Here is a 15,343-nt window from a genome sequence, read left to right as displayed (position 1 = left end):
ACGGACGAATGCGGATTGTTCCGGGTGATTTCGAGGATGCTAGGGTGCTGGATCTGTTGCGCGTGCACCTTAATGGGATGCATGCGAATTCGCCGCCGGGCAACGTGTTCGCGCTCGACCTGTCGGGCCTGAAGGCGCCGGGGATCAGTTTCTATACAGCCTGGGAGGGCGAGACGCTGCTCGGCATGGGCGCGCTGAAGGCGCTGGCCGACCGCAGCGGTGAGATCAAGTCGATGCGGACCCATGCGGCTCACCTGCGCAAGGGCGTCGCGGCGCGCCTGCTGGAGCACCTCATCGCCGAGGCGCGGGCGCGGCGCTATCATCGGCTTAGCCTTGAGACCGGCAGCGGGCCGGCCTTTGACGCGGCGCTGACTCTCTATCGGCGCTATGGCCTCTCTGAGGGCGGCGCGTTTGGCGATTATGAAAAGAGTGACTTCAACCAGTTCTTCCACCTGGCCCTGTAAAGCCTTTCGGCAGGCTGGCGTATGCTGGACGCCGCGTGCGGGCCGATGTAAAAATATATGACCAGACGGCCTGTAAGCCGGGTTCTGTTCCCCGCGCCCTCTCGGGACATCGGTTCGGCAACCATTCCTCTGCGACAGGCTTCACAGCCTGCCTCTCGCGACACACCCGGGGCGCGGGCTGAAGACATCCCATATGCACCCCCTACTTGGTCTTGCTCCAGGCGGGGTTTACCTTGCCGGGACTGTTACCAGCCCCGCGGTGGGCTCTTACCCCACCCTTTCACCCTTACCTCCTGCCGAAGCAGTAGGCGGTCTGCTCTCTGTGGCACTTTCCCTCGGCTCGCGCCGGGCGGAAATTATCCGCCGCCTTGTCTCCCTGGAGCCCGGACTTTCCTCCAATGGCAGGTTACCCCACCACCAGCGGCTGCCCGGCCATCTGGTCATTGAACGGCATATAGCGCACACTGGCTCTGGCACAAAGCCTGATCGATTCCTCCCGGAGGCCGAATGCGCGACCTGATAAGCCGATTGCCGGTGCCTCACCTCGTCAAACACTGGCTGCTGCTGCCGCTCTGGGGCGCAATGGTGCGCCTGACAAAGCCCGAAATCCGCATCGTGACGGGCGGCATTTCCTTTTATGCGCTGTTCTCGATCTTCCCGCTGATCTACCTGACCGTGACGCTGTTGTTCGCGCTGCTGCCGGCCGATCTCAGCCGGCAGTTGTCGGATACGGTCGACCAGGTGCTGGTCTCGGCCGTGGCACCGCTATCGAAGGCGGACCTCGACACGATTCGCGGCGCGACGAAGCGCAGCCTGACGCTGCAGGCCATCGGGGCAGTCATCGTCGTGTTCTATACGGCAAGTTCCGGGGCCAAGGCGGCGATCACGGGTATCCGCATGGTGACCGGCAGCGAGCGGCGGTCGAAGATCATCCGTTTCCAGGGTGTGTCGATCCTGATGACGACGCTGCTGATCCTGGCCGTCTGGCTGCTCGGCGCGCTGCAATTGATGGCGTCGTTCATCACCGAGAATCAGGGCTTCATCGCGTTCGACCTCGCCCAGCGCGTGTCGGACCTAGCGTCGCAGCTCTGGCTGGGCAAGGGGATCGCCTGTTTTGCGATCTTCTACATGATTATTGCCCTGTCACTGCACGGACGGATCAAGGGACACAGGGCGAAAGCGGCAGGGGCGGCAGCCGGTGCGCTTGCCTGGCTCGGCGCGACCTGGGCGTTTCACATCTATCTCAGGTTCTCGGCGCTGGACTCGTTCTATGGCGCGCTCGCGTCGGTCATCCTCGGTTTCATCTGGTTGTCGGTGTCAGTCTCGTCGCTCCTGCTTGGCGCGGCGCTGGCCGTGGAATGGGCGAGCCGGATCCCTCAGGAAGCCCTGCTGCCAGACGACGAGGACGATGTGGACGAAGGATCGGACGACGCCGTCACGGCCATATAGACATCGCGGAGGCGGGCGAGCGTCCGCGCGTCGCAATGCCCGGTCAGCGCGTCCGGCAACCAGCGGCGGTGGAAGGCCTGTACGGTCAGCCGGGTCGCATCGTCATAGAGGCCGGTTGGCTCTATGCCGTAGCCGATGGCGCGCAGGCAGACCTGCAGGTCCCTGACGGGCTCGCCTGCATCGCCCGGCGCCAGTTTTGCGGCACCTGGAACTTCCGGACCGGCTGAAGGCCACAGGCCGATGCCAGCGTCCGCCAGCCTTGCCCACGGGAAATGTTCACCGGGATCGGTCTTGCGGGCAGGCGCGATGTCGGAATGGGCAACGACCCTGCTGGCAGGAATGGCGTGGCTGGCAAGGATGCTGTGACAGAGGGCGATGACGGCGTCGATCTGGATGTCGGGATAGGGGGGAAGCGCGCCGTCCGGCAGCGGCACGTCATGGCCGCCATTGACGATCTCGATGCCGATGGAGCGCGAATTCAGGTCGTCGTCGCCCTGCCAGCTGGAGACGCCGGCATGCCAGGCGCGCTTGTCCTCGCCGACAAGCTGGGTGATGCGGCCATCCTCCCAGACCATGTAATGGGCCGAGACTTCTGATGCCGGGTCGCGCATGCGGGCGAGGGCCACTTTGCCGGTTTCCATGCCGGTATAGTGCAGGACCAGCATGTCGACCGGGCATTTGCGGTCGTTGAAATTGGGGCTGGGCGCGAGATCGACCTGCATCAGCTGTCTCCGGGGCCGATCTTCTTGCCGAAGGCCGCCTCAGGCATGCGGGTATTGGGTCGCACGGCGATCACGAACACGCCGGTCAGCGAGATGACCGAGCCGAGCACGAGCCGCGCGGTGATCGGCTCGTTCAGCAGGACGATGCCGAAGATGACGCCCCAGATCGGGGTCATCAGCGTGAGCGGCGACAGCAGCGAGACGTCGTATTTCTTGATCAGCGTGTAGAAGGCGCCGTGTCCGAAGATCGACACGCCGACAATCGCGAACAGGCTGGCGAGCCAGACCGGCCAGCCACCAGCCATATAGCGCTCCAGCTGGTTTGTTTCGAACAGGCCGGAGACGAGGAAGAGGGGCAGAAAGCTGAACAGACCGACCCAGGCCTGCAATTGCAGACCGCTGATCGGGGACATGCGCTTCATCAGGATGCCGCCGGCCGACCCGATAAAGGCCGATGCGACAATATAGAGAAGCCCGACCGAAATGCCGAAACTGCCCGGGTCGACCGCAATCAGCACGACGCCCGCGAAAGCGAGCATGATGCCGAGCCCGCGTCGCCAGCCAATGGTTTCGCCCAGGAAGGCCATGCTCATCAGCGTCGAAATCGGCACGCCGAGCTGTCCGGTGACGGCGGCGGCGGAGGCTTCAGCTTGCTGCAAGCCCATGAACAGAAGCGCGAAATTCAACGACCCAATCAGCAAGGCGATTACGAAGAGTATCTTCAGGTCGGCCGGTTTCGGCTTCAGGAACGGAATCAGGAACAGCGCCACGCCGGTAAAGCGCACGGCGGCAAAGAACAGGGGCGGCACGCCGACATCGGCCACGACCCAGCGGGTCAGAACGATGTTGAGCCCCCAGACGAGGCAGACGGCAAACAGGAGCAGGAAATCACGAAACGCCATGCCAGCCCGTTATCAGGCTTTGGCGGCGAAGGGCAGGGGTTTTAGCCCTGCCCTGGGGTGATTCAGACGCCGAGCCGGTTGACCGGAATCTTGAGGTAGACCTGCCCGTCGCTCTCGGCAGCCGGCATGGCGCCGCCACGGATGTTGACCTGCAGGGATGGCAGGATCAGGCGCGGCGCGCCAAGGGTCGCGTCACGCGCCTTGCGCATCTCAACGAAAGCATCTTCGCCGACACCCTCATGGACATGGACATTGGCCGCGCGCTGTTCGGCGACCGTGGTTTCCCAGGCCGGACGGTCGCGTCCGGCAGGCAGGTAGTCATGGCCGACAAAGACGCGGCTTTCCGGCGGCAGGTCGAGGATACGGTGGATGGAACGGTAGAGCGTCGCGGCATCGCCGCCCGGAAAGTCGGCCCGGGCCGTGCCATAGTCCGGCATGAACAGCGTGTCGCCGACAAAGGCGGCATCATCGATCACATATGTGACACAGGCGGGTGTGTGTCCCGGCGTGTGCATGACCTTCCCGGTGAGGTTGCCGAGCGGAAACGACTCGCCATCCTTGAACAGGGAATCGAAGGCGCCGCCATTCGGGCAGACATCGGTTACGTGGAACATGGCGGAAAAGACCCGCTGCACTTCGGTGATGCGGGCACCGATGCCGACCTTTGCGCCGGTGACTTCGTGGATATGGTGGGTCGCCGAGAGATGGTCGGCATGGGCGTGCGTGTCGAGTGCCCAAACGACCTTGAGGCCGAGATCGTTTGCGGTCTGCAGTACTGCATCTGCGGACGCCGTCGTGAGGCGCGCGGCATGCGGTTCATAATCGAGCACGGGATCGATGATCGCCGCTTCACGAGTCGCTAGATCCCACACGAGATAGGTCACCGTCGATGTCTTGTCGTCGAAGAAGGCTTTGATCTGGGGCATGGGAGATTCCTTTCCCTCCTCATATATTAGTGATTGCTAATTTAACAAGGCATAATATATTAGCCCCATGAATGTTTCACTTCTCGATCCCGACCGGTTCAAGGACAAGGCTGCCGAAGCGGCGGGCCTGCTGCGCAGCATGGCCAATCCGCACCGGTTGATGATTCTCTGCCGCCTTGGCGACACGGAAATGTCGGTTGGCGAATTGCGCGAGGGCACCGCCCTGTCGCAATCCTCGCTGTCTCAGCATCTTGGCGTGTTGCGTCAGGAAGGCCTCGTGCGTACGCGCCGGCAGGGCCAGTCCATTTTCTATTCCATCGCCGACCCGGCGGCGATCCGCGTGATCACGACGCTGGCGGCGATCTATTGCCCGGAACTCCTGGCCAAGGCGCAAGAAGCCGCCGGGTCGAAAGATTGCTTTGCGGCGTGCCCATTTGTTCTGGATGGCGACACGTCCAGCGCAGCGCGGGCAGGGCGCAAGTCCGCCAAGCCATGGACGCGCCCGACGAAGCGGTCCGGAAAATGATGGAACTCGCGCCTCTCGTGATTCTCGCCGCGATTGCGAGCGGGGCGATCATTGGCGTGTTTCTTGGAACGTTTGGTGGCGGCGGTTCGGTGCTGGCCGCGCCGCTCCTGTTGTATGTGGTTGGGGTTACAGACCCGCACATCGCGATCGGTACGTCGGCGGCGGCAGTGGCAGCCATCGCGCTGTTCAGCCTGATCGGTCACTGGCGCGGCGGCACGGTGAAATGGCCGTGCGCGATTGTTTTTGCCCTGTCCGGTTTTGCCGGGTCGATCATCGGGTCGACAATCGCAAAACAGATGGATGGCAGCCAGCTATTACTCGCATTCTCGATTGCCATGGCGGCAATCGCGCTGTCGATGTTCCGCAAGCCCGCCTTTGCGGGTGATCCGGATGTGCACCTGACACCTTCGATCACGATGCGCATCGCGCCGCTCGGCCTCGTCGTTGGCATGGCAGCCGGTTTCTTCGGCATCGGCGGCGGATTCCTGATCGTGCCGGGCCTGATGCTGGCCGCCGGGATGACGATGTCGAGCGCCACCGCCTCGTCGCTCGTGTCAGTCGCCCTGTTCGGTGCGGCGACGTCGGCCAACTATGCCCTGTCCGGCATGGTGGATGGGCGGCTTGTCCTGCTCTTGCTGGTTGGCGGCGCTGCAGGTGGCCTGATTGGCATCGCGATTTCCCGTGCACTGTCCGATAGGGTGCGGACGGCGCGTGTCGCCTTCGCCGTGATGATCCTGATCGTGGCGGCCTATGTCGCATGGAACGCTGTCGGCGCCCTGACCTTTCATCCTGCGTAAATGGCGGGCAAGGCAGTCGGACTGAACAAGCTTGCTGAACTCTTGCCTTGGGGCTGATATAGGTCAGAGTTAATAATGGATGCCAGCGGGTGGGTGGCACGAACAAGCATATGGAGACGTGGGATGGGATTGATCTGGTGGATTTTACCCGCCGTGGCAGGCGTGATTGGCCTGATGCTGCTGTTTGCCGGCTTTGGCAAACTAGCGACCCTGAAACCGGTTGCCGGTGGCTCGCGCCTGTTGCTTGGCGTCGGATTCCTGGGGCTGGCCGGGATCGTGGCCTTTGCGGGCCTCAACCTGCAAACCTACAAGCGCCTGACCTCTGAGCGAGACGTTGCGCAGATCAAGTTCGCCGCTGTGGACAACGCGCCCGGCACCTACCATGTTGATGTAACCTTCTCGGACGGCCAGAAACTGCTGGAGACGACAGGCGCGCAGCCGATCCTGCGCGGCGACCAGTTCGAGATCGGCGCCCAGGTCATCAAGTTCCTTCCGGTCGCCAATATGCTCGGCTATGATTCGATCTACCGGCTGGAATATCTCGAAGGGCGCGATGCGCGCCGGTTCTCCTCTGACGCGGTATCCGACGCCCAGACCAATGGCATAGCGCTGTCGCAGAACCCGGGGCTCGACGTGCACGCGCTGGCCGAAAAGGAAGGCAAGCGTTTCGGCATCGATGCGCAATATGGCTCGGCCACCTACCAGCCCATGGGTGACGGCTTCGAATATGATGTTAACATCACGCAGGATGCGCTTGTCGCCCGGCCGACCGAGGCTACGAAGGCGCTGATCCAGAAGGGCGCTTATCCGGGCTTCCAGTCGACGAACGGTGGCCAGAAATGAACCCCTGGGAGCGTTACGTCGTCCCGAACCTGATCGCATGCGCCTGTGGCTCCAAGCCAATCATGAAGCAGCGGGAGAAAGTTGTTCCGAAGGCGGAGGGCCGTGTACTTGAACTCGGCTGCGGGTCCGGCACGAATTTCGCCATGTATGATGCCAGCAAGGTCGACCGCCTGTTTGCGCTCGAGCCGTCGCACGGCATGCTGGTCAAGGCGCGCCGCGAGGCCGGCACGCTTGGCTTTGGCAACCAGATCGAATTCCTCGAAGCTGGGGCCGAAGCCATTCCGCTGGAAGACGATTCCATCGACACGGCGGTGATCACGTTCGTGCTGTGCACGATCCCGGACTGGAAATCAGCGCTGGCCGAGACGCGGCGCGTGTTGAAGCCCGGCGGGCGGATCCTTTTTTCCGAACACGGATTGGCGCCGGATGAAGGCGTCGCCAAATGGCAGCGCCGGATCGAACCGGTGTGGAAGCCGTTGGCGGGCGGCTGCCACCTGACCCGTGACGTGGCGGCGATGTTCACGGAAGCCGGCTTCACGCTGGAAGACGCCGAAACCATGTACCTGCCATCGACACCACGCGTGGCCGGCTTTGTCAGCTGGGGCGCCGCACGCGCGGCCTGACGATAATGCGCACACCGCCCTACCTGCCCTATTTCGCAGGAGCGCCAAGCCTTGCGCCGGGCCTGAAGCCGATTGATCCAGGCAAGTGGTTGTCGCCTGACAGCGAAGTGGAAAGCTGGTTGCCCGAAAAGACCATGCTGATGCGAACGCACCGCGCGCAAGTGTTTGCCGATACCGGCATCCCGGATGCCATCGCCGAGACGGCGGAGGCCGTCTTCGCCGTCGCAGGCCCCGGCGGACCGTACTGGGACAGCCCGCTCGAAGCGGCGGCCGCGCGTGTCTCAGATGATCTTTGTCTCCTCTTGCCGGATGAGCGCGGGGAATGGGTGCTGCGCGCGGCCAGCCTGGTCGCGCCGACATTCTGGTCGCTGGCGGACAAGATTGGCCAGCCGCTGGCCGGATTGCACACAACGGTGCCCGCTGCCAATCCGGGCCTCGTCTCGCGCATTTCGCGCATGTTCGATGCCCTCACGCCCGGTAAGGTGCTGGAACGGTTCAACTGGACCGTCCAGGCCGGGCCTGCGCGCTTCACGCCGAGCAGCGAACCGCTCAAGGCGATGGCGCGGGCGGCTCCCGATGAGGCTGCACTCGAATTGCTGCATTTTCGGGTCGAGCGGCAGACGATCACGAAATTGCCCCGGACGGGTGCCGTTGTATTCACGATCCGCACCTGTATCGACCCGCTGGTGGCCGTCTTGCCCGACGCCGACCATGCGCGCGCGTTCGAGGCGGCGTGGAGCGGCATCGACCCGGCACTGGCCGATTACAAGGGCTGGCCAGTCTATGAGCGACTGGTGCGCGCGGCGCTGGCTGAGCTGACCTGACGCCCGCGCGGGTGGACGAATGGCGCGGCGCCGCCTAGATCAGGCCCGGATACGGACACACCGGAGACTGATATGAATTACTGGCTGATGAAATCCGAACCCGACGCCTGGAGCTGGAAGCAGCAGAAGGCAAAAGGCAAGGCGGGCGAGGAATGGTCCGGTATCCGCAATTACACGGCGCGCAATTTCATGCGCGACATGAAGCTGGGCGACCAGGTGTTCTTCTATCACTCCAACAAGGGGCTGGAAGTGGTCGGCATCTGCGAAGTCAGCGCCCTCAGCGCGCCGGATTCGACGACCGATGACGCACGCTGGGACTGCGTGCACATCCGCGCGCTGGCTGACATGCCCAAGCCGGTGACGCTGAAGGACGTGAAGGCCAATCCGAAACTGGCCGAGATGAGCCTGGTCAAATCCTTCCGCCTGTCGGTCCAGCCTGTGCTGGCGTCCGAGTGGAAAGAGATGTGCCGGATGTGCGGGATCGACCCGAAGACGCTGAAGCCGGTTTAGGCGCAGGCGAGGTCCATCGCAGCCTCGCAATGGATGCGGGCGGTGTCGTAAACGGGCAGGGGGCTGTTGGCCGCGTTCAGGACGAGCCCGATTTCCGTACAGCCGAGGATGACACTGTCAGCGCCGCGCCCGGCGAGCGCCTGCGTGATCTCGGTAAAGCGGCGGATGGTTTCCGGCGTGATGATGCCTTTGACCAGATCGTCGAAAATGATGCGGTGGATGTCATCACGCTCGCCGGGTTCCGGCACCATGGGCGGCGTACCGAACGCATTGGCGAGGTAATCCGGATAGAAGGGCTCTTCCATCGTGTAGCGCGTGCCGAGCAGGGCCGGGGCGCGGCGCCCGTCAGCGCTGAGTCGCGCCGCTGTGGCGTCGATGATGTGCACGAAAGGGACTGTCAGGGCTTGCTGCAGGGGCGCAGCCACCTTGTGCATCGTGTTCGTGGCGAGGAGAACCAGTCCGGCGCCAGCCTGTTCCAGTCGCTTGCTGGCTTCGGCAAGTTCGCGGCCTGCTTCATCCCAGGCGCCGGTCTGTTGCAGCGCCTGCACATGACCAAAGTCCAGCGCGTCGATCATCACGCGGGCGCTGGCATTGCCGCCCGCCCGGGCGCGCGCGAGTTCGCATAGCGTTTCGTAGTAGATGACCGTCGAGGCCGGGCCCATGCCGCCGATGATGCCGATCGTCTTCACCCGCGATTGCCTTCCTCGAAGCCGGCAAGCGTCCATTCGGCGAATTGCGACAGGTCACCGCCGGTGAACAGGAAGCCCGCCACACCGGCAGCGCGGGCGGCCTCGATATCGGTTTGCTTGTCGCCAATCAGGAAACTGGCCTCCCGTTTCACGGGAAAGTCGGCCATGGCTTTCAGCAGCATGCCGGGCTTCGGCTTGCGGTCGAAACTGTCGCGCCGGTAGCGCGGATTTTCGCCTTCCTCGTGGTAGGGGCAATAGTAAACGCGGTCGATGGCGGCGCCCTGTTCGCTGAGTTCGCCCAGCATCCAGTCATGCAGCACGTGCATGTCGTGTTCACTGTAATAGTCACGTGCGATTCCGGACTGGTTGGTGACGACGAAAACGAACCAGCCACGCGCCTTGAAGGCTGCAATTGTCTCAACTGCGCCCTCGACCCATTCAAAGTCGGAGACTCTGCTGACATAGCCCTTGTCGACGTTGATCACGCCGTCGCGGTCGAGGAAAAGAGCAGGGCGCTGATGGATCATCTCGGCGCTGTTTGCCCGTGTGCCGCCCAAGTTGCAACACCTGCCCCCGTGTCAAAACGACTGGACCTGCACGGGAAAACGGGGTTGTCTCTGCGCTGAAGGGCCGACAAGAGCCCTCAACCAAGACCCATGGGAGGGCAAAATCTATGGAACAATATCTACCGCTCATTCTGAGCGCTGTCGGTGGCGCGGTGCTCGGTTCAATCATTGCGAAGCTGACTGGTGGCAGTGGCACCGGCGGAATCGTCGGCGGCATCATCGGTGGCCTTGGCGCGCATTTCGGCCTTGATGCAGCTGGCATACAAGTGCTGGGCGACGCCGCAGCCGGGGCGACTTCGCCCATGAATATCATTAACAGCCTGCTCGAAGGCGGCGTTGGTGGTGGCGTGCTCGGCGTGATCGTCGGCATGGTCATGAAGAGCAAAGGCTAGCGCCTTCGCGTTCTGATACGATTTCAATCAAATACCTGGCGATCCGGCCTCAGCCGGGTCGCCTTTTCTATTCGGCTACCGCCGGGAGGGCGTCCCGGTTTTCGCGAACGCCGCGCATGAACGGCACGATGGCGAGCAGGGTCAGCAGCGCGGACAGCAGGAAGGCTGCGCCGCCAAACCGAAACGGCGCGCTGTCATGCGTGAAGTAGTAGAGAATGCCATTCATCGCGAGCGGACCGACGATCATCGCCAGCGAATTCAGGCTCGAACTCGCCCCCTGCAATTCACCCTGCGCATTGCGCGGCGTCAGGGTCGACATCAGCGAGTTGATCGCCGGACCCGTTACGCCGCCCAGTGCGCCAATCGGGATGATCGCATACACGATCCAGGCCTGTCCGGCGAAGGCATAGGCGAACAGGCAGATCACACTCACTGACATGCCCAGTAAGGCGGTACGCACGGTACCAATCCGGTTCAGGATCGGTCCCATGAGACCCGCTTGGACGACGGCGGCGCCGACGCCGACCAGGCCAAGCGAGAAGCCGATCTCCTTGGGGCTCCAGTCATAGCGGATCTCGCCATGCACCGACCAGGTCGCCGGGAAGACAGTGTGTGCGAGAAAGAAAATGCCGGCGGCCAGCAGGAACCATGAAATCTGGGGCAGCTTGGAAAAGTGCTTGGCGGCGCCGAACGGATTGGCGCGCTTGAATGCGAAGGGCCGACGGTGCGCCTTGTCCAGCGATTCCGGCAGCACGAAGAAGCCGTAGCAGAAATTCACCGCAGCGAGGCCTGCAGCGGCGAAGAAAGGCGCACGCGGGCTGATCTCTCCCAGGAAACCGCCGATGACCGGTCCGAACACGAAGCCGAAACCGAACGCTGCGCCGATCATGCCAAAGGCGCGGCCTCGGTCCTTGGGCTCGGTCACGTCTGCGATATAGGCATTGGCGGTTGAATAGGTTGCGCCCGAAATGCCGGACAGGGCCCGCCCGATGAAGAGCAGCCAGATCGATCCGGCAAACCCCATGATGATGAAATCGATAGCGAGCGTACCGATCGAGACGAGCAGAACGAGCCGGCGTCCGAAATGGTCCGACAGGGCCCCGACGGTCGGACCGAACAGGAAGTTCATCAGCGCATAGGTTGCCGCCAGCAGGCCGAGCCAGAGCGTGGCGTCTTCCGGCGGCACATGCATCATGTCCTGGATCAGGCTCGGGATGACCGGAATGATCAGGCCGAAGGCCAGCATGTCGATGGCAACGGTCACCAGAACGAAGAGGAACGCGTTCTTGCCGTGTTTCCGTGGGGCAGGGGTATCGGTCATGTTCACGCTTTGGGAGGGAATGCAGGAAAGGTCAATCGCGTCGCGTCAGGCTTGCGCCAAATCCGATGGACAGTCACGTTGACGGCGCCCGGGCGTCGCACCAGAAATGCCCGGAGGGCATTGCAGGAGAGGCATCAGGCCGTGGCAGAGGGTATTCCGGTCACGCGAATGGATGTTCCGGCGTCACGGATTGCAGCGATACGCGAAGCGGTGCGCGCCACCACGCATCTGGGCGGCGGGCCGGAGGCATCGCGCCTGGCGCAAGCTGACGACGCGCCCGCTTTCCTCGCCTTCCTGTCGGACCCGGCCGTGCACGCGCCGATCTATTCCTTGCCGCGTCCCCTGACCGAAGCGAACGTGCTCGCCTTCATCGAGGATCACCTTGTCCAGCGCGAGGTGGGCGAGGGCCTGCTGTTCGTGCGTGATGACGGCGAGGGAAGAATCCTCGGCTATAGCGACATACAGGTCTGGCCCGAATGGGCGGCGGGCGAACTTGGCGGTGCGCTGCACCCGTCTCAGCATCGTCAGGGCCGAGGCACGCGCGGCGCGGCAGAGAGCTTCACATGGATGTTCGGCTCATTGGGCCTCGACCTGATCTGCGAAACGGCGAGTCATGAGAACACGGCCACGCAGCGCGTGCTGGATGGGCTCGGGTTCGCGCGGAAAGGCGAGGTGGAGAGCACCCGCCCAGACGGCACGACGCGTGCCTCGCTGGTGTGGGAAATGACGCGGGATGACTGGTTTCGCCTGCATCCGGCCTGAGGCTCAGAACGTGCCGTGGCGGCCCTTGCCTTTTGTGAAGGCGGTTGCGCCCTTCAGCGTCTCGCCGGATTTCAGTACGTCGAGGCCGCCTTCAACTTCCGCCTTCAGGGCGGCGTCCATGTCGAGGCTCCACTGGCGCATCGCCGACAGGCGGTCGGCGCGCAGGCAGGTTTGAGGGAACGCGGCGATGTCGCTTGCGAGCTGGATGGCGCGGTCCAGCGCCTTGCCAGCCGGGGCGGCGTAATTGGCGAGCCCGATGGCGAGCGCCTCGTCCGGGCCGACTTCGCGGCCAGTCAGGACAAGGTCCATCGCGCGCGAGGCGCCGATCAGGCGGGGCAGGCGGATCGTGCCACCATCGATCAGCGGCACGCCGAAGCGGCGGCAGAACACGCCGAACCGGGCCGAATCCGAAGCCACCCGCAAGTCGCACCAGAGCGCCAGTTCCAGCCCGCCGGCCACGGCATAACCCTCGACGACGGCGATGACTGGTTTGGAGAGTTCGAGCCGCGTCGGGCCCATCGGGCCCATGTCGCCGTCCGGCCGCACCGGGTTGCCCTTGCCGGAAGCCACGGCCTGAAGGTCTGCGCCCGCACAGAAATTGCCCTCGGCGCCTGTCAGGATGGCGACGGAAAGGCTGTCATCGGCATCGAAAGCTTTGAACGCCTCGTAAAGCGCGACGGCGGCCTCGCGGTCGACGCAATTGCGCCGGGCCGGCCTGTTGATCGTGATGATCAGAAGATCGGCTTCCTGCCGGGTCAGGACGGTGTCGGGTATACTCATCAGAACCCGCCATCTGGCGCGTACCGCCCCAGGAAGGGTGCGATCCGGTCGAGTAGTGTCGGCACAATCCTGTCCGGCAGGTCATGGCCCCATTTTTCGATCACCGCGATGTCGGCGCCCGGGATGCGGCGCGCGATGTCCTGCCCGGCGGCGGGCCTGATCAATGTGTCCACGGCGCCATGCAGGACGAGGGTCGGGTGGGTGATGGATGCAAGCCGCTCATGCCAGCGCGGCTGGGCGAGAATGGCGGCATACTGGCGAGCGACGCCTCCGGGCCGGTCGGACCGCGCCATTGCAGCGATGGCTGCGGCGCGGATTTCATCGTCCGGCAAGCGGATGTCCGGATGCGATCCATAGGCAGCCCGCCCCTTTACGGCCAGGTCGGCCACGGCGTCCGGCGTCCGGTTTTCGGGAACGGCGGTCAGGGCTGCGGTGGCCTCCGGAGTTGACGGCGGCAATGAAGGGTCGCCCGATGTTGTCATTACCGGAATGAGGGCGCGGACCCGTTCGGGATGGTTGAGCGCCATCAGCTGAACGATCATGCCGCCCATAGAAACGCCGAGTACGTCTGCGTTTTTCGCGCCGAGCGCCTCGACCAGCGCAGCGGCATCGGCGGCCATGTCGTTCAGCAGGTAGGGGACGGCGTCGTGCATGGGCTTGCCCGCAGCAATGCCCTTCACAATCTCCCGCGGAGATGGCGCGGACTGTCCGACCAGTTCGGTGGTGAGGCCGATATCGCGATTGTCGAAGACGACGACGCGGCGACCGGCATCGGCAAGGCCGCGCCGGAAACTGTCCGGCCATGATGTCATCTGGCTGGAAAAGCCGGAGACCAGCAGCATTAGCGGGTCATTGGGCGACCCGGTCTCATCATATTCGATCTCTATACCGTTTGCTGCAATTCGCGCCATGTCCGGTTTCCCCTGTCTGCTCTTGTTTTGAGCAGAGTAGAGGGCATGCCGCCGGGGCAGTAAAGCTAGCGCCCGAGTTCTTTCATCGCTTCGTCGAGGCCGCCAAGCGTCAGTTCGAACATGCGATGGTCACCGACCAGTTCGCGGATCAGCTTGATCGAGCCGGTATAGTCCCACGCGCCTTCCTTGACTGGGTTCAGCCAGACAAGGTTCGGGAAACGTTGCACGAAGCGCTGCAGCCAGATGCCGCCGGCTTCCTCGTTCCAGTGCTCGACCGAGCCACCGGCATAGGTGATCTCGTACGGGCTCATCGTGGCGTCGCCGACGACGATGACCTTGTAGTCGGACGGGAACTTGTTCAGCACGTCCCAGGTCGGAATGCGGTTGTTCATGCGGCGGCGATTGTCCTTCCACAGGCCCTCATAGGGGCAGTTGTGGAAGTAATAGTATTCGAGATTCTTGATCTCGGACTTGGCCGCCGAGAACAGTTCTTCCATGATCCGCACATAGGGATCCATCGAGCCACCGACATCGAGCAGCAGGAGGACGGAGACGGCATTGCGCTTTTCCGGGCGCATCTCGATGTCGAGATAGCCGCGCCGCGCCGTGTTGCGGATCGTCGCGTCGAGGTCCAGTTCGTCCGGCGCGCCCTTGCGGGCCCATTTGCGCAGCCGCTTCATGGCGACCTTGATGTTGCGGGTGCCAAGCTCGACACTGTCATCGTAATTCTTGAATTCGCGCTTGTCCCAGACCTTCACCGCACGGCGGTGGCGGGATTTCTCCTGACCGATGCGGACGCCTTCGGGATTGTAGCCATTGGCACCGAAGGGGGACGTGCCGCCGGTGCCGATCCACTTGTTGCCGCCCTCATGGCGCTTCTTCTGCTCTTCGAGACGCTTTTGCAGCGTCTCCATCAGCTTCTCGAATCCGCCCATGGCCTCGATCTCGTCCATTTCTTCCTTGGAGAGGAATTTTTCGGACATCTTGCGCAGCCATTCCTCGGGAATGTCGGTGACGTCGACGGCGTCCGCGAGGCTGTCGAGGCCCTTGAAGACATGGCCGAAGACCTTGTCGAACTTGTCGATATTGCGCTCGTCCTTCACCAGCGCCGAGCGGGACAGGTAATAGAAATCGGTCACGTCCATGTCGATGACCTGCTTGTCCATGGCCTCCATGAGCATGAGGTATTCCTTCAGCGTGACCGGCACTTTGGCTTCACGCAGTTCATTGAAGAAGTTGAGGAACATGGGGCATCTTTCCTGACGTAAGAAGTGAAGATAGTCCGCCTTGGACGCCATGTCCAAGCTGACGCAGCGAAAAGCTGGCCGCTCATGTC

Annotated in this window: 19 protein-coding genes and 1 other RNA gene; 10 read left to right on the top strand and 10 right to left on the bottom strand. The window is 63.2% G+C overall.

Annotated features, from left to right (window positions below):
- Window positions 1–8: 8 nt before the first annotated feature.
- Window positions 9–464, top strand: a complete 456-nt coding sequence (locus ACESNB_RS10265) for a GNAT family N-acetyltransferase (protein ID WP_373006923.1) — start codon at window positions 9–11, stop codon at window positions 462–464.
- Window positions 465–521: 57 nt separating this feature from the next.
- On the opposite strand, the gene rnpB is transcribed toward ACESNB_RS10265, so the two are convergent.
- An RNA gene (rnpB, locus tag ACESNB_RS10260) (RNase P RNA component class A) lies at window positions 522–904 on the bottom strand.
- A gap of 67 nt (window positions 905–971) precedes the next feature.
- Between rnpB and ACESNB_RS10255 the strand changes: the two genes are divergently transcribed.
- Window positions 972–1,913: a YhjD/YihY/BrkB family envelope integrity protein gene (locus tag ACESNB_RS10255; RefSeq protein ID WP_373006921.1), complete on the top strand. Its 942-nt coding sequence runs from the start codon at window positions 972–974 to the stop codon at window positions 1,911–1,913.
- Here the strand turns inward: ACESNB_RS10255 and ACESNB_RS10250 are convergent.
- The 3 genes from ACESNB_RS10250 to ACESNB_RS10240 all read right to left on the bottom strand — a co-directional run bounded on the left by ACESNB_RS10250 (window position 1,841) and on the right by ACESNB_RS10240 (window position 4,463).
- A complete protein-coding gene (locus ACESNB_RS10250; protein ID WP_373006919.1) occupies window positions 1,841–2,635 on the bottom strand; it encodes an N-acetylmuramoyl-L-alanine amidase in 795 nt (264 codons plus the stop codon). The genes ACESNB_RS10255 and ACESNB_RS10250 overlap by 73 nt on opposite strands.
- Complete coding sequence (locus ACESNB_RS10245) at window positions 2,635–3,537, bottom strand: DMT family transporter (protein WP_373006917.1); 903 nt, start codon at window positions 3,535–3,537, stop codon at window positions 2,635–2,637. Before ACESNB_RS10245 ends, ACESNB_RS10250 begins: the two co-directional genes overlap by 1 nt.
- Before the next feature lie 62 nt (window positions 3,538–3,599).
- Window positions 3,600–4,463 carry an MBL fold metallo-hydrolase gene (locus ACESNB_RS10240; RefSeq protein WP_373006915.1) on the bottom strand — a complete coding sequence of 288 codons (864 nt, stop codon included), beginning with the start codon at window positions 4,461–4,463 and terminating at the stop codon, window positions 3,600–3,602.
- Window positions 4,464–4,530: 67 nt separating this feature from the next.
- On the opposite strand from ACESNB_RS10240, the gene ACESNB_RS10235 reads away from it, so the two are divergent.
- From ACESNB_RS10235 to ACESNB_RS10210, 6 genes are all read left to right on the top strand, one after another.
- Entirely contained in the window at window positions 4,531–4,989 is a 459-nt protein-coding gene (locus tag ACESNB_RS10235; protein WP_373006913.1) for an ArsR/SmtB family transcription factor, read from the top strand.
- Entirely contained in the window at window positions 4,956–5,786 is an 831-nt protein-coding gene (locus ACESNB_RS10230; protein ID WP_373006911.1) for a sulfite exporter TauE/SafE family protein, read from the top strand. Before ACESNB_RS10235 ends, ACESNB_RS10230 begins: the two co-directional genes overlap by 34 nt.
- Before the next feature lie 123 nt (window positions 5,787–5,909).
- On the top strand, window positions 5,910–6,629 hold the full coding sequence (locus ACESNB_RS10225) for a hypothetical protein (protein WP_373006909.1): 720 nt from the start codon (window positions 5,910–5,912) through the stop codon (window positions 6,627–6,629).
- On the top strand, window positions 6,626–7,252 hold the full coding sequence (locus ACESNB_RS10220; RefSeq protein ID WP_373006907.1) for a methyltransferase domain-containing protein: 627 nt from the start codon (window positions 6,626–6,628) through the stop codon (window positions 7,250–7,252). Before ACESNB_RS10225 ends, ACESNB_RS10220 begins: the two co-directional genes overlap by 4 nt.
- Before the next feature lie 5 nt (window positions 7,253–7,257).
- Window positions 7,258–8,076 (top strand): DUF3445 domain-containing protein, encoded by an 819-nt coding sequence (locus ACESNB_RS10215; protein ID WP_373006905.1) that lies wholly within the window; start codon window positions 7,258–7,260, stop codon window positions 8,074–8,076.
- 72 nt (window positions 8,077–8,148) lie between these two features.
- Complete coding sequence (locus tag ACESNB_RS10210; protein ID WP_373006903.1) at window positions 8,149–8,586, top strand: EVE domain-containing protein; 438 nt, start codon at window positions 8,149–8,151, stop codon at window positions 8,584–8,586.
- Here ACESNB_RS10210 and ACESNB_RS10205 read toward each other — a convergent pair.
- Together ACESNB_RS10205 and ACESNB_RS10200 are read right to left on the bottom strand one after the other, a co-directional pair.
- Window positions 8,583–9,275: an aspartate/glutamate racemase family protein gene (locus ACESNB_RS10205; protein WP_373006901.1), complete on the bottom strand. Its 693-nt coding sequence runs from the start codon at window positions 9,273–9,275 to the stop codon at window positions 8,583–8,585. The two genes, ACESNB_RS10210 and ACESNB_RS10205, sit on opposite strands and share 4 nt — an antisense overlap.
- Window positions 9,272–9,832, bottom strand: coding sequence for a D-glycero-alpha-D-manno-heptose-1,7-bisphosphate 7-phosphatase (locus ACESNB_RS10200; protein WP_373006899.1), 561 nt, complete (start codon window positions 9,830–9,832; stop codon window positions 9,272–9,274). The genes ACESNB_RS10205 and ACESNB_RS10200 overlap by 4 nt, the downstream gene beginning before the upstream one ends.
- 116 nt (window positions 9,833–9,948) lie before the next feature.
- On the opposite strand from ACESNB_RS10200, the gene ACESNB_RS10195 reads away from it, so the two are divergent.
- On the top strand, window positions 9,949–10,233 hold the full coding sequence (locus ACESNB_RS10195) for a hypothetical protein (protein WP_373006897.1): 285 nt from the start codon (window positions 9,949–9,951) through the stop codon (window positions 10,231–10,233).
- Window positions 10,234–10,300: 67 nt separating this feature from the next.
- Here the strand turns inward: ACESNB_RS10195 and ACESNB_RS10190 are convergent, their stop codons facing one another.
- The gene (locus ACESNB_RS10190) at window positions 10,301–11,554 is read right to left on the bottom strand and encodes a TCR/Tet family MFS transporter (RefSeq protein WP_373006895.1); all 1,254 of its coding nucleotides are present in this window, start codon (window positions 11,552–11,554) and stop codon (window positions 10,301–10,303) included.
- A 141-nt stretch (window positions 11,555–11,695) separates the two neighbouring features.
- On the opposite strand from ACESNB_RS10190, the gene ACESNB_RS10185 reads away from it, so the two are divergent.
- Window positions 11,696–12,316, top strand: a complete 621-nt coding sequence (locus tag ACESNB_RS10185) for a GNAT family N-acetyltransferase (RefSeq protein WP_373006893.1) — start codon at window positions 11,696–11,698, stop codon at window positions 12,314–12,316.
- Window positions 12,317–12,319: 3 nt separating this feature from the next.
- Here the strand turns inward: ACESNB_RS10185 and ACESNB_RS10180 are convergent, their stop codons facing one another.
- The 3 genes from ACESNB_RS10180 to ACESNB_RS10170 form a co-directional block, all read right to left on the bottom strand.
- Complete coding sequence (locus ACESNB_RS10180) at window positions 12,320–13,096, bottom strand: crotonase/enoyl-CoA hydratase family protein (RefSeq protein ID WP_373006891.1); 777 nt, start codon at window positions 13,094–13,096, stop codon at window positions 12,320–12,322.
- Window positions 13,096–14,007 (bottom strand): alpha/beta fold hydrolase, encoded by a 912-nt coding sequence (locus ACESNB_RS10175; RefSeq protein ID WP_373006889.1) that lies wholly within the window; start codon window positions 14,005–14,007, stop codon window positions 13,096–13,098. The genes ACESNB_RS10180 and ACESNB_RS10175 overlap by 1 nt, the downstream gene beginning before the upstream one ends.
- A gap of 65 nt (window positions 14,008–14,072) precedes the next feature.
- Window positions 14,073–15,254 carry a VWA domain-containing protein gene (locus tag ACESNB_RS10170; protein WP_373006887.1) on the bottom strand — a complete coding sequence of 394 codons (1,182 nt, stop codon included), beginning with the start codon at window positions 15,252–15,254 and terminating at the stop codon, window positions 14,073–14,075.
- Window positions 15,255–15,343: the final 89 nt, after the last annotated feature.

The organism is Hyphomonas sp., assembly GCF_041689225.1.
Lineage (GTDB): Bacteria > Pseudomonadota > Alphaproteobacteria > Caulobacterales > Hyphomonadaceae > Hyphomonas.
This window is presented reverse-complemented; position numbering and strand designations above follow the sequence as displayed.